Genomic DNA, 19,238 nt, shown 5'->3' with positions numbered 1-19,238 from the left:
CGAGGCCGTGGCATACACCATCGAGGCATAGCCGAACAGGCGCTTGCGGGCGAACACCGGCACGATCGACGACACGATGCCGAAGGCCGGCAGGATCATGATGTAGACCTCCGGGTGCCCGAAGAACCAGAAGATGTGCTGGTACATGACCGGGTCGCCGCCGCCGGCCGCGTTGAAGAACGAGGTGCCGAAGTGGCGGTCGGTCAAGACCATCGTGATGGCGCCGGCCAGCACGGGCATCACGGCGATCAGCAGGTAGGCGGTAATGAGCCAGGTCCAGCAGAACAGCGGCATCTTCATCAGCGTCATGCCGGGCGCGCGCATGTTCAGTATCGTGACGATGATGTTGATGGCGCCCATGATGGACGAGGCGCCCATCAAGTGGACCGCGAAGATGGCGAAGTCCATGCCCGGCCCCATCTGCACGGACAGCGGCGCGTACAGCGTCCAGCCGGCGGCAGTGGCCCCGCCCGGCACGAAGAACGAGATGGTCAGCAGGATCGCGGCGACCGGCAGCAACCAGAAGCTGAAGTTGTTCATCCGCGCGAAGGCCATGTCGGAGGCGCCGATCTGCAGCGGGATCATCCAGTTCGCGAAGCCCACGAAGGCCGGCATGATGGCGCCGAACACCATGATCAGGCCATGCATGGTGGTGAACTGGTTGAACAGCTCCGGCCGGAAGAGCTGGATGCCCGGCTCGAACAGCTCAGTGCGCAGCAGCAGCGCGAGCAGTCCGCCTTCGAGCAGCATCGTGAAGGAGAAGATCAGGTACATCGTACCGATGTCTTTGTGGTTCGTGGCGAACAGCCAGCGCCGCCAGCCAGTCAGATGGCCGTGGGCGTGGTCGTCATGATCGTGCCCGGGGGCGTGATCGATCGCGGTGCTGCTCATGATGGCTCCTTGCTGCTCAGTACTGCTGCCTTCGTTATCGTGACGAGGACACTTTCAATATGTGAAAACTGAAACATCGGTGCTGCATGGCCGCGCGTGGCGGCCGCTCGGCATCAGCGCGAGGACCTCACGTCGGCGGGCTGCACGACGGGATCCTCGCCCTTGCCCGCGTTGCTCCAGGCGTGGCGGGTGTAGGTGATGACAGCGGCGATTTCCACATCGGACAAGTGGGCGAACGACGCCATGGCGGTGCCGGGACGGCCCTTGAGCACGGTCTCGATCTGCGCCGCCTTGGGACCCAGGACGACAGCGGAACCGTCGAGCGGAGCGAAGGTACCGGGCACGCCCTTGCCGGTAGCCTGGTGACAGGCCACGCAATTGGACGCGTACACCTGCTCGCCGCGGGTTCTGAGCTCGTCGGCCGTCCAGGTCTTGTTAGGATCGTCGGCCAGCGCGGCCATCTTGGCTTTCTGCTCGTCGACCCACTTGCCGTAGTCTTCCTCGGACACCACCTTCACCACGATGGGCATGTAGGCGTGGTCCTTGCCACAGAGCTCGGCGCACTGCCCGCGGAACTCGCCGATTTTCTCGGCACGGAACCAGGTGTCGCGCACGAAGCCCGGGATCGCGTCCTGCTTCACGCCGAAGGCCGGCACCATCCAGGAGTGGATGACGTCGTTCGCGGTGGTGATGACGCGGATCTTCTTGTTGACCGGCACGACCAGCGGGTTGTCCACCTCGAGCAGGTAGTTGTCGCCCTTGGGCTCGGCGCCGTAGAGCTGCTCGGGCGGGGTAGCCAGGTTGGACAGGAAGGAGATGCCTTCCCCTTGGCCGTTCAGGTAGTCGTAGCCCCATTTCCACTGGTAGCCCGTAGCCTTGACGGTGAGATCGGCGTTGGACGTGTCCTTCATGGCCACCACGGTCTTGGTGGCGGGCAACGCCATGCCGATGACGATCAGGAAGGGGATGACGGTCCAGGCGACTTCGACGCCTATGCTTTCGTGGAACGAAGCGGGTTTGGCGCCACGGGATTTGCGGTGTGCCCAGATGGAATAGAACATCACCGAGAACACGCCGAGGAAGATGACCAGGCAGATGCCCAGCATCATCCAGTGCAGCCATTCGATCTGCGCGGCGATGCTGGTGACGGGCTCGTGCAAATTGAGCTGATTGACTTTCGGACCGCCGACGCTGTCATTGACGGCAAGCGCTGCGCTGCTGGCCACCATGTTGACCACCACCGCCCCCAACGACCCACCCAACCACTTCTTCATGTCCGACCTCGAAGAACAGCGTTTAGTGTTATTCAGGCGGCCGGCCACCGTGCGCAGCTTGCGCGGGCCCCCACCGCCACAAAACTCCTCAACCATGCGCATTGGAAAATAATTATGTTGCTACGCATAGAATCGCAGGATTATACGGGTTGCCAGACGGGCCCAGCAACTCGACCTGCGTTGAGGGGGGTCAGCGCATGCCGCCGCGCCCGATGGACGAGACCGGAATGCGCGTCTCTCCGGGCGCCGGCCGGTACGTGCCGGAGCGCCACGCGTGACCATAAGCGACCTCGGCGGTAAGCCGGATCAGCCCGTCGGGGCCACGGCCGGCCTCCAGCGCCTCGGCCAGCCGCGCCCGCCACGCGCGGGTCGCCAGCCCGCGCCGCCGGCCCTGGGCCGGATTGCCGCCCAGCCGGCGCACGTCGTCCAGCAGACTATCCACGTGCCGATAGGTAAAGGTGAGGACCTCCTGGTCCATGACCGGGTCCGCAAACCCGCTTTCGATCAGCAAGTCGCCGAAGTCGTGCATGTCCACGAAGGTCGGGGTGGCGGTATCGAGCTGCGCGCGGGCCAGCGCATCGCGCAGCTCCCGGAAAGTGCCTGGCCCCAGGCAGCTGAACATGGCCAGACCCCCTACCCGCAGGATGCGGCGCCATTCGGCCAGCACCGCATGAGGCTCGGGATGCCAGTGCAGGGCCATGTTGGACCAGACCAGGTCCTGCGATTCCGGCGCCAGCCCGGTGGCCGCCATGTCGGCTTCGATGAAGACCGGCAGCACAGGCGTGGCCCGGCCGGTGAGCCGGAGGGCCGATTGCCGCAGCCGGGCGCCGGCGGACGGCAAATGGCGCCGGCGCGCGTGCGCCAGGACCGCGGCGCTCAGGTCGAGTCCCGTATAGGCGGCATCGGGATAGCGGCCGTGCAAGCGGGGGTAGGCCGTACCGGTGCCGCAGCCCGCGTCCAGCATGGCTTTCGGCGCCAGGCGTATGTATTCGAGCCGCTCGAACATGCGAGCGCCTATTTCGCCGTACAGGAACTGCCCAGCCTCGAGGTCGCCGCGGCGCCCGAATTGCCGCGCGACGTGCTCGCGCACCAGCGGCAGCGAAGGCAGGCGCTCGGGATGGGAGTTTTCTATCATTGGGACACGCACATGAAAACGGGGAGTTCTTAAACTGCCTGGACTGCCGCGTGGCGGCAGCCAGCCTCCATGATGCCACCGCCAGGTTTTTCGTGCCCGCGCCCTTCCTCTTGCCCTTTCCGCCGCTGCAGCAGGCCATCGCCCGGCTACGCGCATGGATCCCGTCCGACTGCCCCTTGTGCTCGGGCCGCAGCCGCGGCGGCCTGCTATGCGCCGCCTGCGAAACGTCCGTCTGCCAGACGGCACGCGCGCCCGCCTCCCTGGGGATGCCGTGGCGTTGCCACCGTTGCGCACTGGCGCTCCCGGAGCACGATACGCCCTGTCCGGACTGCGCAGACCGCCGGGTGGGGTTCGAACGCACCATCATTGCCTTCGACTACGCGCCGCCCGCGGACGCCCTGGTCCTGGAACTGAAAAACGGACGCCGCTACGGGCGCGCCGACCTGCTCGGCAACCTGCTGGCCGAGTCGGTGCGGCACCACGTGCTGCCCCTGCCGCCGCAAACCGTGCTGGTTCCCATCCCGGCCTCGGAAGCTTCGCTGCGCCGGCGCGGCTTCAATCCCGCGGCGGAAATCGCCCGGGCGCTGGGGCGGGACCTGGCACTGCCGCTGCGGCACGACATTCTCCGCCGCAACCGCGAGCAGGCCAAGCAAAGCGGCCTGGACCGGGCCGGCAGGCGGCAGGCCGCGCAAAACCTGTATGCTTCATCTCCTCGCGCGCGCGGGCTGCACATCGGCCTGGTCGATGATGTCATGACGACAGGCAGCACACTGCACGCGGCGGCGGTCGCGCTGCGCGCCGCCGGAGCGGCGTCGGTCGTGGCGCTGGCGGCCGCCCGCACACCCGGACGCTTTCCGGAAGCCGCACCCCGGGGCCCGTGGCAAGGGCGCCGCAACTAACGCCAACAAACGATTTCGATCCATTTCAAACCTCGCGTTTCTGTCAACACTTTGAGGCCCAACTGGACTACCTTAGAGGGCGCCGCGGATCCGGTGTTTTTCCGCGCGGCGCGATTCAGGCAAGCCTTTTCTGGAACCCCATGGCCGATACTTCCCCCCAGCCCGACCGGACCCCTTCCTCTTCCACGTCGAACGGCAAGAAACAACGACGCTGGCTCTGGCTGGCAGCGGTCGTGATCCTGGCTGCCGGCGGCTATTGGTGGTGGCACGCCAACCGCGAGGCGCCTCCCCCGGCCGGCGGGCCCGGCGGACCGGCAGGCGCCGCCTTCCAGATGCCCACGCCGGTCAAGGCCGTGCCGGCCCAGGCCGAAGACATGAAGGTCTACCTCAAGTCGCTCGGCACGGTCACGTCCTACAACACCGTCACGGTGCGCAGCAAGGTCGACGGGGAGCTGCTCAAAGTGCTGTTCCAGGAAGGCCAGCTGGTCAAGGCCGGCGACCTGCTGGTGCAGATCGATCCGCGTCCCTACCAGGTCGCCCTGGCCCAGGCCCAGGGCACGCTGGAACAGAACCGGGCGCAGCTGGACAACGCGCGGCGCGACCTGGAGCGCTACCAGACGCTCTATGCGCAGGATTCGATCGCGCGCCAGCAGGTCGACACGCAATCGGCGCTCGTGCGGCAATACGAAGGCACGCTCAAGACCAACCAGGCGGCAGTGGACAATGCCAAGCTGCAACTGGACTACACGCGCGTCACGGCACCGATTTCCGGCCGTCTCGGCCTGCGCCAGGTCGACCAGGGCAACCTGGTCCGCAGCAGCGACACCAACGGCCTGGTGATCATTACGCAGACCCAGCCCATTTCCGTGCTGTTCACCATCGCCGAGGGCGACCTGCCCGACGTGCTGACGCAACTGCGGGCCGGCCAGACGCTCACTGTCGCCGCGTATGACCGTGCCGACATCCGGCACATCGCCGACGGCGTGCTGACCACGGTGGACAACCAGATAGACACCACCACTGGCACGGTCAAGCTCAAGGCCCGCTTCGAGAACAAGAACGAAAGCCTGTTCCCCAACCAGTTCGTCAATGTGCGGCTCCACGTGCGTACGCTGAGCGGCGCGACCGTCATCCCCAGCGGCGCGGTACAGCGCGGTACGCCCGGCACCTTCGTCTACGTGGTCAACAATGACAACACCGTCACGCTGCGCGTGCTCAAGCTGGGCCCGTCGGACGGCGAGCGGGTGGCGGTGCTCGATGGGCTCAAGCCCGGCGAGCGCGTCGTGGTGGAGGGCCTGGACCGCCTGCGCGACGGTGCCCAGGTGCAAGTGGTGAGCGGGACCGACACCGTGCCGGCAGCCGCCGGCGCCCAATTGCAACGCGGCGGCGGCGAAGGCACGCGCCGCCGTCCGGGACGCGCCGCGCCATGAACCCGTCGCGGATATTCATTCTTCGCCCCATCGCCACCTCGCTGGCCATGGTGGCGATACTGCTTGCGGGCCTGATCGCGTACCGGCTGCTGCCGGTATCGGCGCTGCCGGAAGTGGACTATCCCACGATACAGGTAGTCACGCAGTACCCGGGCGCCAGCCCCGACGTCATGACCTCGCTCGTGACCGCGCCGCTGGAGCGCCAGTTCGGCCAGATGCCCGGGCTCAACCAGATGTCGTCCATCAGCTCGGGCGGCGCATCGGTCATCACCCTGAAGTTCAACCTCGACTTGCCCCTGGACGTGGCGGAGCAAGAGGTGCAGGCCGCCATCAACGCGAGCTCCAACCTGCTGCCCGGCGACCTGCCCGCCCCGCCCGTCTATAACAAGGTCAACCCCGCCGACACCCCGGTCCTGACCCTGGCCATCGGCTCGCCCACCTTGCCGCTCTACCAGGTCCGCGACCTGGTCGACACGCGCATGGCGCAGAGGATCTCGCAGGTCTCCGGCGTGGGCCTGGTGAGCATCGCGGGCGGCCAGCGGCCCGCCGTGCGCATACGCGCCAACCCCCAGGCACTCGCGGCCTACGGCCTGAATCTCGGCAACATCCGCACCGCCATCACGGGCGCCAACGTCAACCAGCCCAAGGGCAACTTCGACGGGCCCACGCGCGCCACCACGCTGGATGCCAACGACCAGTTGAAAACCATCGAGCAGTACCGCGAGCTCATCATTGCCTATTCCAACAACGCGCCGGTTCGGTTGTCCGACGTAGCGGAAACGGTGCAGGACGCCGAGAACATCCGGCAGGCCGCCTGGGCCAACGGCAAGCCGGCCATCCTGCTCAATGTGCAACGCCAGCCCGGCGCCAACGTGATCGACGTCGTCGACGACATCCAGCGGCTGCTGCCCGACCTGCAGGCCGCGCTGCCGAGCACCCTGGACGTGACCGTGCTGTCGGACCGCACGGAATCGATCCGCGCCTCGGTCGAGGACGTGCAGTTCGAGCTGATGCTGGCGGTCGCGCTGGTGGTGCTGGTGACTTTCCTGTTCCTGCGTAACCTGACGGCCACGATCATTCCCAGCGTCGTGGTGCCGCTGTCGCTGATCGGCACATTCGGCATCATGTACCTGGCCGGATTCAGCATCAACAACCTGACCTTGATGGCGCTGACGATCGCGACCGGCTTCGTGGTGGACGATGCCATCGTCATGATCGAGAACATCGCCCGCTACCTGGAAGAAGGCGAGTCCCCCGTCCAGGCTGCGCTCAAGGGGGCGGCACAGATCGGATTCACGCTGATCTCGCTTACGTTTTCGCTGATCGCGGTGCTGATCCCGCTGCTGTTCATGGGGGACGTGATCGGCCGGCTGTTCCGCGAATTCGCGATCACCCTGGCGGTGGCCATCCTGATCTCGCTGGTAGTGTCGCTGAGCCTGACACCCATGATGTGCTCCAAGTACCTGCGCCACATCCCGGACGAAGAACAGGGCTGGTTCTACCGCAAGAGCGGCCAATGGTTCGACCGCGTCATCGCCGGCTACGACCGCATGCTGCAATGGGTGCTCGCCCGCCAGCCGCTGACGCTGCTGGTGGCGCTGGGAACGCTGCTGCTGACCGTGCTGCTGTACGTCGTGATTCCCAAAGGCTTCTTTCCGCAACAGGACACGGGCGTCATCCAGGCCATCAGCGAAAGCTCGCCCTCGGTATCGTTCGCCGCGATGGCCCGGCGGCAACAGGCCGCGGCCGACATCATCCTGCGCGACCCGGACGTCGCCAGCCTGTCGTCCTTCATAGGCGTGGACGGCACCAATGCCACGCTCAACAGCGGCCGGCTGCAGATCAACCTGAAACCGCACAGCGAACGCACCGCCACGGCCGCCGAAGTGATTGCGCGGCTGCAGCCGGAGCTGGCCAGGCTGGAGGACATCCGCCTGTACATGCAACCGGTGCAGGACCTGACCATCGAAGAGACCGTCAGCCGCACCCAATACCAATTCACCCTGCAGGACCCCGACCTCGAGAACCTGAGCGAGTGGACCCGGCGGCTGGTCGACCGGCTCCAGACACTGCCCCAGCTGGCCGACGTGAACCACGATCTGCAGGACCAGGGCCTGCAGACCTACATCGAGATCGACCGCAACGCCGCATCGCGGCTGGGGGTCACCGCTTCGGACATCAATAACGCCTTGTACGATGCGCTCGGCCAGCGGCTGATCTCGACCATCTTCACGCAGGCCAATCAGTACCGCGTCGTGCTGGAGGTGGCGCCGCAGTTCCGGCAGAACCCGTCCTCGCTGTCGCAGATCTATGTCGCCACGGCGGACGGCAAGCAGGTTCCCCTCACCAACATCGTGCGCGTCTCGGAAAGGACGACGCCGCTGTCCATCAGCCACCTGGGGCAATTCCCGTCGGCCACGGTGTCGTTCAACCTGGCGCCCGGGGCGTCGCTGAGCGGCGCCGTGGAGGCCATCCAGCAGGCCGAGCGCGACATCGGCATGCCGCTCGGAATACAGACCAGCTTCCAGGGCGCGGCACAAGCCTTCCAGGCCTCGCTGGACAGCACGCTGCTGCTGATCCTGGCGGCCATCGCCACCATGTACATCGTGCTGGGAGTCCTGTACGAGAGCTACATCCACCCCATCACCATCCTGTCCACGCTGCCCTCGGCAGGGGTGGGCGCGCTGCTGGCGCTCATGATCGCCGGCCATGATCTCGACATGATAGGCATCATCGGCATCATCCTGCTGATCGGCATCGTCAAGAAGAACGCCATCATGATGATCGACTTCGCGCTGGAGGCCGAGCGCAAGCAGGGAATGGCGCCGCGCGATGCGATCCACCAGGCGGCGCTGCTGCGCTTCCGCCCCATCCTGATGACCACCTTCGCCGCGCTGTTCGGCGCCGTCCCGCTCATGCTGAGTACCGGCAGCGGCGCCGAGCTGCGCCAGCCGCTGGGCATCGTCATGGTCGGCGGCCTGCTGGTGAGCCAGTTGCTGACCTTGTTCACGACACCGGTCATCTATCTGATGTTCGACCGCCTGGGCCAGGCGATGAACCGCCGGCGCCAACGCCGCACGGTGTCGGTCACCCAGCCGGGCGGCACGCCATGAACATCTCCGCGCCGTTCATCATGCGGCCGGTGGCCACCGTGCTGCTCTCCATCGCGGTCGTGCTGGCCGGCGCGCTGGCCTTCGTCAAGCTGCCGGTGGCGCCGCTGCCGCAGGTGGACTTCCCGACGATATCGGTACGGGCCAGCCTGCCCGGCGCCAGTCCCGAGACCATGGCGTCGAGCGTGGCCACGCCGCTCGAGCGGTCGCTGGGTACCATCGCCGGCATTACGGAGATGACCTCCCGCAGCACCCAGGGATCGACCAGCATTACGCTGCAGTTCGACCTGAGCCGGGACATCGATGGCGCGGCGCGCGACGTGCAGGGCGCGATCAACGCCGCGCGCAACATGCTGCCGTCGGCCTTGCGCAGCAATCCGAGCTACACCAAGCGCAATCCTGCCTCGGCGCCCATCATGGTATTGGCCCTGACCTCCGCTACCTTGGACCAGGGCCAGCTCTACGACGTGGGTTCCACCATCCTGGCCCAGCGCATCGCGCAGATCAAGGGAGTGAGCGACGTCCAGGTGGGCGGCAGTTCGTTGCCGGCGGTACGCGTGGAGTTGAATCCCACGGCGCTCAGCCAGTACGGCATCGCGCTGGACGAAGTGCGTACCGCGCTGAACAACGCCAACGCGCGCGGCCCCAAAGGCGTGCTGGAAAACGACGAGACCAGCTGGCTGGTGGCCACCAACGACCAGTTGCGCAAGGCGCGCGAGTACCGGGACCTGGTGGTCGCCTACCGCAATGGGTCGCCGGTGCTGCTGAGCGACGTCGCACGGGTCGAAGACTCGGTGGAAGACCTCTTCAACATGGGGTTCTTCAACAACAGTCCGGCCATCCTGCTGGTGGTCGGCCGGCAACCGGACGCCAACATCATCGAGACGGTGGACAGCATCCGCGCCGCGCTTCCCCAGATGCGCGCCCTGCTCCCGGGCGACGTCACGCTGACCGTGGCCCAGGATCGCACGCCCAGCATACGGGCATCGCTGGCCGAAGCCGAGCATACCCTCATCATCGCGGTCATCCTCGTCATCCTGGTAGTGCTGCTTTTCCTGCGCAACGTGCGCGCCGCGCTGATACCCAGCGTCGCCGTGCCGGTTTCGCTCATCGCCACCTTCGCCGTCATGTATTTGTGCGGCTATTCGCTCAACACCATGTCGCTGATGGCGTTGATCGTGGCCACCGGCTTCGTGGTCGACGACGCCATCGTGGTGCTGGAGAACATCGCCCGCCACCTGGAAACCGGCATGTCGCCGCTGCGCGCGGCGCTGATAGGCTCGCGCGAAGTCGGCTTCACGGTCCTGTCCATGAGCCTGTCGCTGGTCGCGGTATTCATTCCCATTCTGCTGATGGGCGACATCGTCGGCCGGCTGTTCCGCGAGTTCTCTGTCACGCTGTCGGCGGCCATCCTGATTTCGCTGATCGTCTCGCTCACCCTCACGCCGATGATGTGCGCCCGGATGCTGCGCCCGCCTCACGAGCTGCCGCCGCCGGGCCGCGTCTCGCGCGCGCTGGAGTCGTTCTTCACCGGCATGACGCGCGCCTACGGCAAGGCGCTGGACTGGGTGCTGCGCCACTCGCTGCTGACCTTGATCGTGCTGTTCGTGGTCATCGGCCTGAACGTATACCTCTACATTCAGGTTCCCAAGGGGTTCTTTCCCCAGCAGGACACCGGCCAGATGATGGGCTTCATCCGCGCCGACCAGGGCACCTCGTTCCAGGCCATGCGCCCCAAGCTCGAACATTTCCGCAAGGTCGTGCTGGCCGACCCCGCAGTCGAGAGCATGGTCGGCTACAGCAGCGGCCGGGGCGGCAGCAACACCAGCTTCATGATGATCCAGCTCAAGCCGCTTGCCGAGCGCAAGGTATCCGTGGACGAGGTGATGAACCGCCTGCGCGGCAGACTGAGCACCGTACCGGGCGCCCGGATGTTCCTGATGCCCAACCAGGACATCCGCATCGGCGCCCGCATGTCCAGTTCCGGCTACCAATATTCGCTGATGGCGTCCGAGCTGTCGGTGCTGCGTACCTGGATGCCTCGCGTCACGCGCGCGCTGGCGCAGCTGCCGGAGCTGACCGACATCGACGTCGACGTCGAGGACAAGGGCAGGCAGATTTCGCTCGAGATCGACCGCGAGACCGCCACCCGCCTGGGCGTGAACATGTCGATGATCGCGGCCGTCCTGAACAACTCCTTCAGCCAGCGGCAGGTATCGGTCATCTACAACCCGCTCAACCAGTACCGCGTGGTCATGGAGGTCGACCAGCGCTTTGCCCAGAACGCGGAAGCGCTGGAACAGGTGCACGTGATCACGGCGGATGGCAGCCGCGTGCCGCTGTCGGCCTTCGCCAAGTGGCGAATGACCAATGCGCCGCTCAGCGTTTCCCACGAAAGCCAGTTCGCCGCGGACACGATTTCGTTCAACCTCGCGCCCGGCGTATCGCTGGAGCAAGCCACCCGCGCCATCAACGAGGCGGTAGCGCGGATCAGCCTGCCGACCAACGACATCCAGTCCGGTTTCTCGGGCAGCGCCAAGGCCTTGCAATCGGCGCTCAGCGCGCAGCCCTGGCTGATCCTGGCGGCGCTCGTCACCATGTACCTGGTGCTCGGCATGCTGTACGAGAGCTACATCCATCCGCTCACCATCCTTTCCACGCTGCCGTCGGCCGGCCTGGGGGCGCTGCTGGCCCTGATGATGCTGGGGCGGGAGTTCACCCTCATCGCGTTGATCGGCGTCTTCCTGCTGATCGGGATCGTCAAGAAGAACGCAATCATGATGGTGGATTTCGCGCTCGACGCCGAACGCAGCCGCGGCCTGAGCTCGCGCGCCGCCATCCACGAGGCCTGCCTGATGCGCTTCCGCCCGATCCTGATGACGACGATGGCAGCCATCCTGGGCGCCGTTCCGCTCGTCATCAGCACCGGCGCGGGCGCCGAGCTGCGCCAGCCGCTCGGCATCACCATCGTCGGCGGGCTGGTCGTCAGCCAGTTGCTGACGCTGTTTACCACCCCCGTGGTTTATCTGTACCTGGACCGCCTCCATCTGCGGGCGCAACGGCGCTGGGGCCGTCCGCGGTCGGCGGGCCTTCCGCTCCCCGGAGACAATCTATGACCAAGACGTGGCCCTCGCCGTCGGGCACGCCCTCCACCCTCCTGTCATTGCCTCGCCGCGTGCGGCGCAGCGCCGGCCCTCGCCTTGCCGTGTGCGCCTGCTTGTCCGCCATGCTGACCGCCTGCGCGATGGGGCCCGATTATGTCCGTCCCACTGTTGCCAGCGGCGTCGAATTCAAGGAAGCCGCCGGCTGGAAAGCCGCCGAACCGCGGGACGACGCGCACCGCGGCCCGTGGTGGGAGGTGTTCGGCGATCCGGATCTGTCGCGGCTGATGGCCCAGGTCGAGACGGCCAACCAGACTATCGCCCAGGCCGAGGCGCAGTACCGGCAGGCCCTGGCGGTCGTAAGGGCAAGCCGTGCCGGCCAGTTTCCCACTCTCAGCGGCAGCGCGTCGGCCACTCGCAGCGGCACCGGCACCCAGAGCAGCACGACCACCAACAGCAGCGGCGTCATCATCAGCCAAGGCGGATCGCAAAGCATACGCAACCAGTACAACCTCGGCGTCTCGGCCAGCTGGGAGGCCGACCTGTGGGGCAGCATCCGGCGCACCGTCGAGGCGGACACCGCCAGCGCCCAGGCCAGCGCCGCCAATCTCGCCAATGCCCACCTCAGTGCGCAAGCCGAATTGGCCCGCAACTATTTTCAGTTGCGCATCATGGACGAACAGCAGCGCCTGCTCGATGCCACCATCAAGGTCTACGAACGGTCGTTGCGCCTGAACGAGAACCGCTATGCCGTCGGCGTGGCGGCCAAGGCCGAGATCGCCCAGGCCCGCACCCAGCTCGAGACCACGCGCGCCCAGGCCATCGACCTGCGCTGGCAGCGCGCGCAGCTCGAGCACGCCATCGCCATCCTGGTCGGGCAACCTCCTTCGTCCTTCAGCATCCCGTCCGCCGATTTCCGCGCGGTGCTGCCCGCGGTTCCGGTAGGCCTGCCGTCCGAACTGCTGGAGCGGCGCCCCGACATCGCCGCCGCCGAGCGCCAGGTACAAGCCGCCAATGCCCGTATCGGCGTCACCCAGGCGGCCTATTTCCCCTCGCTGACGCTATCGGCTTCGCTGGGCTATCGCAGCGCGCAGTTCGCCGACTGGCTCACCGCTCCCGCCCGCTTCTGGTCCCTCGGCCCGGCGCTGGCCGCACCGCTGTTCGACGCGGGGTTGCGGCGCGCCCAGACCCGGCAGGCCGAAGCCGCCTACGACCTGCAAGTGGCGACCTATCGCCAGACGGTACTGTCGGCGCTGGAAGAAGTGGAGAACTACCTGTCCCAGCTGCGCGTCATGGAAGAAGAACAGGTCGTGCAGCAGCGAGCGCTGGATGCCGCCCGCGAGTCGCTGCGCCTGACCACCAACCAGTTCGAATCCGGCCTGATCGATTACCTGAACGTGGTGTCCGTGCAAACGGCAGCGCTGAGCAACGAGCGCACCGCACTATCCCTGTTGGGCAACCGGCTCACGGCCAGCGTGAACCTGATCGCGGCTCTGGGCGGCGGCTGGCATGCGGACGCGCTGGCGGCATCGGGGAACCCCGGCTCCGAGAGTCCGGGGCCCTCCCCCCAACCGGCCTCCCCATAGTGGAAAGCGTCCGGTCCAGGCGCGCGCAACCGGCTCAAGCGGCTGCGCCCCGGGCCGCGGCCTCCAGGCCCGCGATGTCGAGCTTGACCATCTTGAGCATGGCCTCCGTTACCCGCTTGGAGACGGCCGGATCGCTGTCCCGCACCAGCTCGCCCAGGCGCCGCGGAACGATCTGCCAGCAAAGTCCCCATCGGTCGCGCAACCAGCCACACTGCTCGATCTCGCCGCCTTCCCCGAGCGCCGACCACAGGCGGTCGATCTCGGCCTGGTCCTCACATTCGACGATGATCGAAAACGAGTGGTTGAACGGATCCAGCGGACCGGCCTCGATCGCCATGTAGCGCTGGTCGCCCAGCCGGAACGAAGCAAGCTGGACCGTGCCGGCGGGCCCGCTGGGCGTATCGGCCGGCAGCGGCATGGTCCATTCGATGGCCGAGCCGGGAATCAACGAGGTGTACAGACTCAGCGCCGCGTCCATGTCGGCGGCGAACCACAGGTGTTGGGCAACCTTTGCCATGGCCGCCTCCTCAGACATCGACGATGGGAACGAAGCCACCGAAGATCATCCGCTTGCCGTCGAAGGGCATGGTGTCGCCCATAGCCTTCATGCGCGGATCGGACATCATCTTCTGCACGGCGGCGTCGCGCACTTCTTTCGATGGATATTCGAACCAGCTGAATACCACGACCTCATCGTCCTTGGCCTGGACCGCGCGGCGAAAATCCGTGACCTTGCCGTCCGGCACGTCGTCGCCCCAGCACTCGACCATGCGCGACACGCCGAATTCCTTGAACAAAGGCGCCGCCTCGACGGCATGCTGCCGATATGCTTCCTTATTGGCGGCCGGCACAGCCGCCACGAAACCTTCTACGTATTTCATTCCCATCTCCCTTGTTGACGGGGCGGCATGCCGCCCACCGGAGCCCATCATGCGCGGGCTGTTTGACATTTTCGTTGATATCAACATAATAGCTCCATCATGTCAAAGAAAATCCCGTTCGCCACCACGCTGGAAGTGCGCGACACGTGCCTGTGCCTGCATTTGCAGCGGGCCGCGCGGGCACTGGCCCGGCGTTTCGATGAAGCCCTGCGCCCGGTCGGGCTGACCAATGGGCAGTTCTCGCTATTGATGTCGCTGAACCGGCCCGAGCCGCCCGCCATGGCACCCGTGGCCCGCCTGCTGGACATGGACCGCACCACGCTGACCGCGGCGCTCAAGCCGCTGGAACGCGACGGTCTGGTCAGCGTGGAGGTGGATCCGGATGACCGGCGAAGCCGCTTGCTGGTGTTGACCGGCCAAGGGCATGCCGTGCTGGCGCGCGCCCTTCCCATCTGGCGCGCCATCCATGCGGAGATCGAAGCTGAACTCGGCGCAACCCGTGCGGACGCGTTGCGCGGCGGGCTGGCCCGCCTGTCCTGAGGCCATGGCCGATAGCGCCTGGGCCTATACGAATCCTATCCACCTGCCCGCGACGACGGCAGCCAGCCAGACCGCCGCTGAGCCGGCGGCCTGTACGCGCGCCAGCCACGGCACCCGCGATCCGGCAAGGGCGCGGCGCCAGCCAGGCCCGGCGTGCAAGACCACAGCGTTCAATAAACCCAAGGCCAACAGGCCGAGCTTGGCTAGAAAGGCTGGATTGCCGGCATATTCCGTCGCCCGGACCGAGAACAGCCAGAAGCCCGTCACCACCGCCAGCAGCAGGCCCGTACCCGCCATCCGGGACAGGAACGGCCCCACCGCCGCCAACGGCACGCTGCGAAACGCGCCGAGCAGCCGCAGGTCCAGGCAGACGATGGAACTCAGCAGCAGGCCGATCGACGCTATATGCGCCGCGTTGACGAACAGGTAAGCCGTACCGGAGTGCCGCAGCACTGTCGCATGGGGCAGGCCTTCCAGCCATTCGAGCATGGCGTCAGCGGCGGATGCGTTCCGGATAAATGTCGTAGGTCTTGCCGCCCACGGAAATCTGCACGGCCTTCATCCGCTTCTCGGCGCGGTCTTGCGAGCGGTTGCCGGTGGCCATGACCGTATCGCCAGGCTTGGCGGACCCTTCTTCGAAGCCGGCCCGCCGCGTCTGCGAGGGATTGCCCAGCTCGACCCGCCACACACCGTCGTTTGCGGTTTCCACATCCAGCCACGGATGAGGCGGCGCGATCTGCACCTGCTTGACCACGCCCCGCAACTGCATTTGCTCGGCCTCGGCCCAGGACCAGCCGTGATGCGCCCACGCCGTGGCGGTTCCGGCGAAGGCCGCCGCCGCGGCCAAAACGATAGCCCATCGATGGAACATGCGCGTCTCCCATGCGAGAGGGAAAGATTCACTATAGCCCCAACGGGCTTCGTCACATAGATCGACGGGCGGCGCGTGCCCACGATGCCGACGTGCCGCTTGCCGCCTTTTGCGTAACATATCCGTCATTGCGTAAACCCAGGTCCCCCCAATGCCCCGCAAGCGCCTAGACGCCACGCAGCCGTCCGCCGGCCGGACGGTTGCCCCGGCCGCCAAGCCGCCCTCGCGCCGCAGCAAAGTCCAATCCGCCGGCATGGGCATGACTGTCCTCAAGACGCTGGCGGCGATGGGAGGCGCCGCATCGCTCACCGCGCTGGCGACCCGGCTCGGAGAAAGCCCGGCCAAGGTCCACCGCTATCTAGCAAGCCTTGTGGACGCCGATCTCGTCATCCAGGATCCCGCCACGTCCCGCTATTTGCTGGGGCCGGAGTCGCTCGCCATCGGACTGGCCGCCATGCGGCAATCCGACGCGCTGACGCTCGCGTCGACCGAGCTCGCACGGCTCGGCGAATCGCACAGCCTGTCGTGCTTCGTATCGGTACTCGGCAACTACGGTCCCACGATCGTGCGCTGGATCGAACCGGCACAGCCGGTCGCCGTCAATGTGCGGGTCGGCTCGGTCATGCCGGTGCTCTGGTCCGCTACCGGCCGCGCATTCGGTGCGTTTTCGCGATCAACCGTGCTGGAGGCGCTGATCGCCAACGAGCTGCGCACCGCCACGGCCGAGCAACGGCGGCAGGTTCCCGACCGCCGCGCGGCCGATCGCCTGTTCGACGAGATCCGCACGCTCGGTTGCGCACCCGTACGGGACCTCCTGCTCAATGGCATCAGCGCCGTCGCTGCGCCGGTCTTCAACGCCGACGGCACGGTGACGGTCGTCATGACGGCCCTGGGCCCGACCGGTGCCTTCGACCCCACCCCTACGGGTGAAATCGCCCGCGCCGTACGGGAAGCAGCCGCCACGACCAGCAAACGGCTCGGGCACGGAATCTGACGGCCGGCAGGCGTACTCCAGCTGCGATCCTCCGCCGCGGCAATACGTGCGTCTGCACCTCTCGACTCGGCCGGGGCGCGGTGCTATCGTCAAGTGGGATTTACGCAATGCGTACACCAGCTACGCAATCAGGAGACATGACGATGGCCGCTACCTCTCCCCGGACTGCGGGCTGCCCCTTTTCCCATGACGCGGCGCCGGCCGCCGTCGGTCCCACGGGCTGCCCCATCAGCGCCCCTGCCGCGGCGTTCGACCCCTTCAGCGACAGCTACCAGCAAGACCCGCCGGAATATGTCCGCTGGGCGCGCGAGCAGGAGCCGATTTTCTACAGTCCCAGGCTCGGCTACTGGGTGGTCACCCGCTACGACGCCATCAAGGCCATCTTCCGGGACAACATCACGTTCAGCCCGTCGATCGCGCTGGAGAAAATCACGCCGACCGGACCGGAAGCGAATGCCGTGCTCGAGCAATACGGCTACGCCATGAACCGCACGCTGGTCAATGAAGACGAGCCGGCGCACATGCCGCGCCGGCGCCTGCTGATGGAACCGTTCACGCCCGAGCACCTCCAGCACCACGAACCCATGGTGCGCAGGCTGGCCCGCGAATACGTCGACCGCTTCATTGACGACGGCCGCGCCGACCTGGTCGACCAGATGCTGTGGGAAGTCCCGCTCACCGTGGCCTTGCATTTCCTGGGCGTACCCGAAGAAGACATGGACACGCTGCGGCGCTACTCCATCGCCCACACGGTCAATACCTGGGGCCGGCCCAAGCCGGAGGAACAGGTGGCGGTCGCGCATGCCGTCGGCAACTTCTGGCAGTACGCGGGCAAAGTCCTTGAGAAAATGCGCCAGGCTCCGGACGAGCCCGGCTGGATGCGCTATGGCATTCGCAAGCAGAAGGAACACCCGGACATCGTGACCGACTCGTACCTGCACTCCATGATGATGGCGGGTATCGTCGCCGCCCACGAGACCACCGCCAATGCCGCCGCCAACGCCATCAAGCTGCTGCTGCAGCATCCAGACGCTTGGCGGGAGATCTGCGAAGACCCCGGCCTGATTCCCAGCGCGGTCGAGGAATGCCTGCGCCACAACGGCTCGGTTGCTGCCTGGCGCCGGCTGGTGACGCGCGACGCCACGATCGAGGGCGTGAAGGTGCCCGCCGGCTCCAAGCTGCTGATCGTAACCTCGTCCGCCAACCATGACGAACGCCATTTCACCGACCCGGACTTCTTCGATATCCGGCGCGAGAACGCCAGCGACCACCTTACCTTCGGGTACGGCTCGCACCAGTGCATGGGCAAGAACATGGCCCGCATGGAAATGCAGGTCATCCTGGCAGAACTTACCCGCCGCCTGCCGCACATGCGGCTGGCCGAGCAGCAGTTCACCTACGTGCCCAACACTTCGTTCCGCGGCCCCGAGCACCTATGGGTGGAGTGGGATCCGGCGCAGAACCCCGAACGCATGCGTCCGGACTTGCTCAAGACGCCGGTGCCCGTACGCATAGGGGAGCCGTCGCGCCATGCCGTGGCGCGCAGCGTGGTGGTGGAAAGCGTCACCCCCGTAGCCGAGAACATCGTCAAGCTGCGCCTGGTTGCGCCCGATGGCCGTGCGCTGCCCCGCTGGACGCCCGGCGCGCACATCGACGTGGAATGCGGCGATGCGGACCGCTCGCGCCAGTACTCGCTGTGCGGCGATCCCGCCGACACCCGTGCGCTCGAAATCGCCGTCTTGCGCGAAGCCGATGGCCGGGGCGGCTCGTGCTGGATACACGCGGGCGTGAAGGCTGGCGACCGCCTGCGCATACGGGGCCCGCGCAACCACTTCCGGATGGACGAAACCGCGAAGAAGCTCCTCCTGATCGCCGGCGGCATAGGCATCACGCCCATCAGCGCCATGGCGCGGCGGGCGCGGGAACTCGGGATGGACTACGAATTGCACTACAGCGGCCGCCGGCGAACCGCCATGGCGTTCCTGGACGAGCTCGCCGCGTTGCACGGCGACCGGCTGCGCGTGTATGTATCCGAAGAAGGCCGCCGCAATGACCTGGCCGCGCTCCTGGACCAGCCGCGCGAAGGCTGGCAGGTGTGCGCCTGCGGGCCCAAGCGCATGCTCGAAGCGTTGGAGCGGCACTGCGCGGACTGGCCCGGCGACGCGCTGCGCATCGAGCACTTCGAATCCAGCCTCGCGCAACTCGACCCGAGCCGGGAACACGCGTTCGAGGTCGAGCTGAAGGACTCGGGCATCACCGTCAGCGTGCCGGCCGACAGGACGGTGCTGGCTTCGCTGCGTGCCGCCAATATCGACGTCCCCAGCGATTGCGAGGAAGGCTTGTGCGGATCGTGCGAGGTACGGGTGCTGGCCGGCAAGATCGATCACCGCGACATGGTGCTTACCAAGGCCGAACGGGAAGCGAATGACCGGATGATGACGTGCTGCTCGCGGGCGCGCGGCGGAAAGCTGGTGCTGGAGCTGTAGCGTACCGGCCGGACCGGCGGAGGATGCAGTACCATCTGCG

General features: G+C 66.6%; 15 protein-coding genes. 8 read left to right on the top strand and 7 right to left on the bottom strand.

The window, feature by feature from the left end:
- From QHC78_RS15760 to QHC78_RS15750, 3 genes are all read right to left on the bottom strand, one after another.
- A partial coding sequence (locus tag QHC78_RS15760) for a cbb3-type cytochrome c oxidase subunit I (RefSeq protein ID WP_319746178.1) occupies positions 1-891 on the bottom strand: 891 nt, incomplete at its 3' end.
- Positions 892-1,004: 113 nt separating this feature from the next.
- Entirely contained in the window at positions 1,005-2,165 is a 1,161-nt protein-coding gene (gene coxB, locus QHC78_RS15755; protein ID WP_319746176.1) for a cytochrome c oxidase subunit II, read from the bottom strand.
- Between the two features lie 190 nt (positions 2,166-2,355).
- Complete coding sequence (locus QHC78_RS15750; protein WP_319746175.1) at positions 2,356-3,300, bottom strand: methyltransferase domain-containing protein; 945 nt, start codon at positions 3,298-3,300, stop codon at positions 2,356-2,358.
- 50 nt (positions 3,301-3,350) lie between these two features.
- On the opposite strand from QHC78_RS15750, the gene QHC78_RS15745 reads away from it, so the two are divergent.
- From QHC78_RS15745 to QHC78_RS15725, 5 genes are all read left to right on the top strand, one after another.
- Positions 3,351-4,199 (top strand): ComF family protein, encoded by an 849-nt coding sequence (locus tag QHC78_RS15745; protein WP_319746173.1) that lies wholly within the window; start codon positions 3,351-3,353, stop codon positions 4,197-4,199.
- Positions 4,200-4,339: 140 nt separating this feature from the next.
- Positions 4,340-5,629: an MdtA/MuxA family multidrug efflux RND transporter periplasmic adaptor subunit gene (locus QHC78_RS15740; RefSeq protein WP_319746172.1), complete on the top strand. Its 1,290-nt coding sequence runs from the start codon at positions 4,340-4,342 to the stop codon at positions 5,627-5,629.
- Complete coding sequence (locus QHC78_RS15735) at positions 5,626-8,742, top strand: MdtB/MuxB family multidrug efflux RND transporter permease subunit (protein ID WP_319746171.1); 3,117 nt, start codon at positions 5,626-5,628, stop codon at positions 8,740-8,742. Before QHC78_RS15740 ends, QHC78_RS15735 begins: the two co-directional genes overlap by 4 nt.
- Positions 8,739-11,855, top strand: a complete 3,117-nt coding sequence (locus tag QHC78_RS15730; protein WP_319746169.1) for a multidrug efflux RND transporter permease subunit — start codon at positions 8,739-8,741, stop codon at positions 11,853-11,855. Before QHC78_RS15735 ends, QHC78_RS15730 begins: the two co-directional genes overlap by 4 nt.
- Positions 11,852-13,426 carry an efflux transporter outer membrane subunit gene (locus tag QHC78_RS15725; RefSeq protein WP_319746167.1) on the top strand — a complete coding sequence of 525 codons (1,575 nt, stop codon included), beginning with the start codon at positions 11,852-11,854 and terminating at the stop codon, positions 13,424-13,426. Before QHC78_RS15730 ends, QHC78_RS15725 begins: the two co-directional genes overlap by 4 nt.
- Positions 13,427-13,460: 34 nt before the next feature.
- Here QHC78_RS15725 and QHC78_RS15720 read toward each other — a convergent pair whose 3' ends face one another.
- Together QHC78_RS15720 and QHC78_RS15715 are read right to left on the bottom strand one after the other, a co-directional pair.
- Positions 13,461-13,943 carry a VOC family protein gene (locus QHC78_RS15720; RefSeq protein ID WP_319746165.1) on the bottom strand — a complete coding sequence of 161 codons (483 nt, stop codon included), beginning with the start codon at positions 13,941-13,943 and terminating at the stop codon, positions 13,461-13,463.
- A 10-nt stretch (positions 13,944-13,953) separates the two neighbouring features.
- The gene (locus QHC78_RS15715) at positions 13,954-14,307 is read right to left on the bottom strand and encodes a DUF1428 domain-containing protein (protein ID WP_319746163.1); all 354 of its coding nucleotides are present in this window, start codon (positions 14,305-14,307) and stop codon (positions 13,954-13,956) included.
- 99 nt (positions 14,308-14,406) lie between these two features.
- On the opposite strand from QHC78_RS15715, the gene QHC78_RS15710 reads away from it, so the two are divergent.
- On the top strand, positions 14,407-14,847 hold the full coding sequence (locus tag QHC78_RS15710) for a MarR family winged helix-turn-helix transcriptional regulator (RefSeq protein WP_319746161.1): 441 nt from the start codon (positions 14,407-14,409) through the stop codon (positions 14,845-14,847).
- Positions 14,848-14,871: 24 nt separating this feature from the next.
- Here the strand turns inward: QHC78_RS15710 and QHC78_RS15705 are convergent, their stop codons facing one another.
- Positions 14,872-15,336, bottom strand: coding sequence for a DUF6644 family protein (locus QHC78_RS15705; protein ID WP_319746160.1), 465 nt, complete (start codon positions 15,334-15,336; stop codon positions 14,872-14,874).
- Between the two features lie 4 nt (positions 15,337-15,340).
- Positions 15,341-15,718 carry a DUF6152 family protein gene (locus QHC78_RS15700; RefSeq protein ID WP_319746158.1) on the bottom strand — a complete coding sequence of 126 codons (378 nt, stop codon included), beginning with the start codon at positions 15,716-15,718 and terminating at the stop codon, positions 15,341-15,343.
- 151 nt (positions 15,719-15,869) lie between these two features.
- Here QHC78_RS15700 and QHC78_RS15695 point away from each other — a divergent pair, with 151 nt between their 5' ends.
- Positions 15,870-16,712: an IclR family transcriptional regulator gene (locus tag QHC78_RS15695; protein WP_319746156.1), complete on the top strand. Its 843-nt coding sequence runs from the start codon at positions 15,870-15,872 to the stop codon at positions 16,710-16,712.
- A gap of 143 nt (positions 16,713-16,855) precedes the next feature.
- Positions 16,856-19,198, top strand: coding sequence for a cytochrome P450/oxidoreductase (locus QHC78_RS15690; RefSeq protein ID WP_495886038.1), 2,343 nt, complete (start codon positions 16,856-16,858; stop codon positions 19,196-19,198).
- The last annotated feature ends 40 nt before the right edge of the window (positions 19,199-19,238 follow it).

Source organism: Pigmentiphaga sp., from assembly GCF_033795525.1.
GTDB lineage: Bacteria > Pseudomonadota > Gammaproteobacteria > Burkholderiales > Burkholderiaceae_B > Pigmentiphaga.
The sequence above is the reverse complement of the archived record's forward strand: the minus strand, read 5'-3'. Positions and strand labels throughout refer to the sequence as shown.

Excerpts from the sequence above, each read along its gene's own strand:
- coxB (WP_319746176.1), bottom strand. The coding sequence starts at position 2,165 with ATGAAGAAGTGGTTGGGTGGGTCGTTGGGGGCGGTGGTGGTCAACATG.
- QHC78_RS15750 (WP_319746175.1), bottom strand. The coding sequence starts at position 3,300 with ATGATAGAAAACTCCCATCCCGAGCGCCTGCCTTCGCTGCCGCTGGTG.
- QHC78_RS15740 (WP_319746172.1), top strand. The coding sequence starts at position 4,340 with ATGGCCGATACTTCCCCCCAGCCCGACCGGACCCCTTCCTCTTCCACG.
- QHC78_RS15735 (WP_319746171.1), top strand. The coding sequence starts at position 5,626 with ATGAACCCGTCGCGGATATTCATTCTTCGCCCCATCGCCACCTCGCTG.
- QHC78_RS15730 (WP_319746169.1), top strand. The coding sequence starts at position 8,739 with ATGAACATCTCCGCGCCGTTCATCATGCGGCCGGTGGCCACCGTGCTG.
- QHC78_RS15725 (WP_319746167.1), top strand. The coding sequence starts at position 11,852 with ATGACCAAGACGTGGCCCTCGCCGTCGGGCACGCCCTCCACCCTCCTG.
- QHC78_RS15720 (WP_319746165.1), bottom strand. The coding sequence starts at position 13,943 with ATGGCAAAGGTTGCCCAACACCTGTGGTTCGCCGCCGACATGGACGCG.
- QHC78_RS15715 (WP_319746163.1), bottom strand. The coding sequence starts at position 14,307 with ATGAAATACGTAGAAGGTTTCGTGGCGGCTGTGCCGGCCGCCAATAAG.
- QHC78_RS15710 (WP_319746161.1), top strand. The coding sequence starts at position 14,407 with ATGTCAAAGAAAATCCCGTTCGCCACCACGCTGGAAGTGCGCGACACG.
- QHC78_RS15705 (WP_319746160.1), bottom strand. The coding sequence starts at position 15,336 with ATGCTCGAATGGCTGGAAGGCCTGCCCCATGCGACAGTGCTGCGGCAC.
- QHC78_RS15700 (WP_319746158.1), bottom strand. The coding sequence starts at position 15,718 with ATGTTCCATCGATGGGCTATCGTTTTGGCCGCGGCGGCGGCCTTCGCC.
- QHC78_RS15695 (WP_319746156.1), top strand. The coding sequence starts at position 15,870 with ATGCCCCGCAAGCGCCTAGACGCCACGCAGCCGTCCGCCGGCCGGACG.
- QHC78_RS15690 (WP_495886038.1), top strand. The coding sequence starts at position 16,856 with ATGGCCGCTACCTCTCCCCGGACTGCGGGCTGCCCCTTTTCCCATGAC.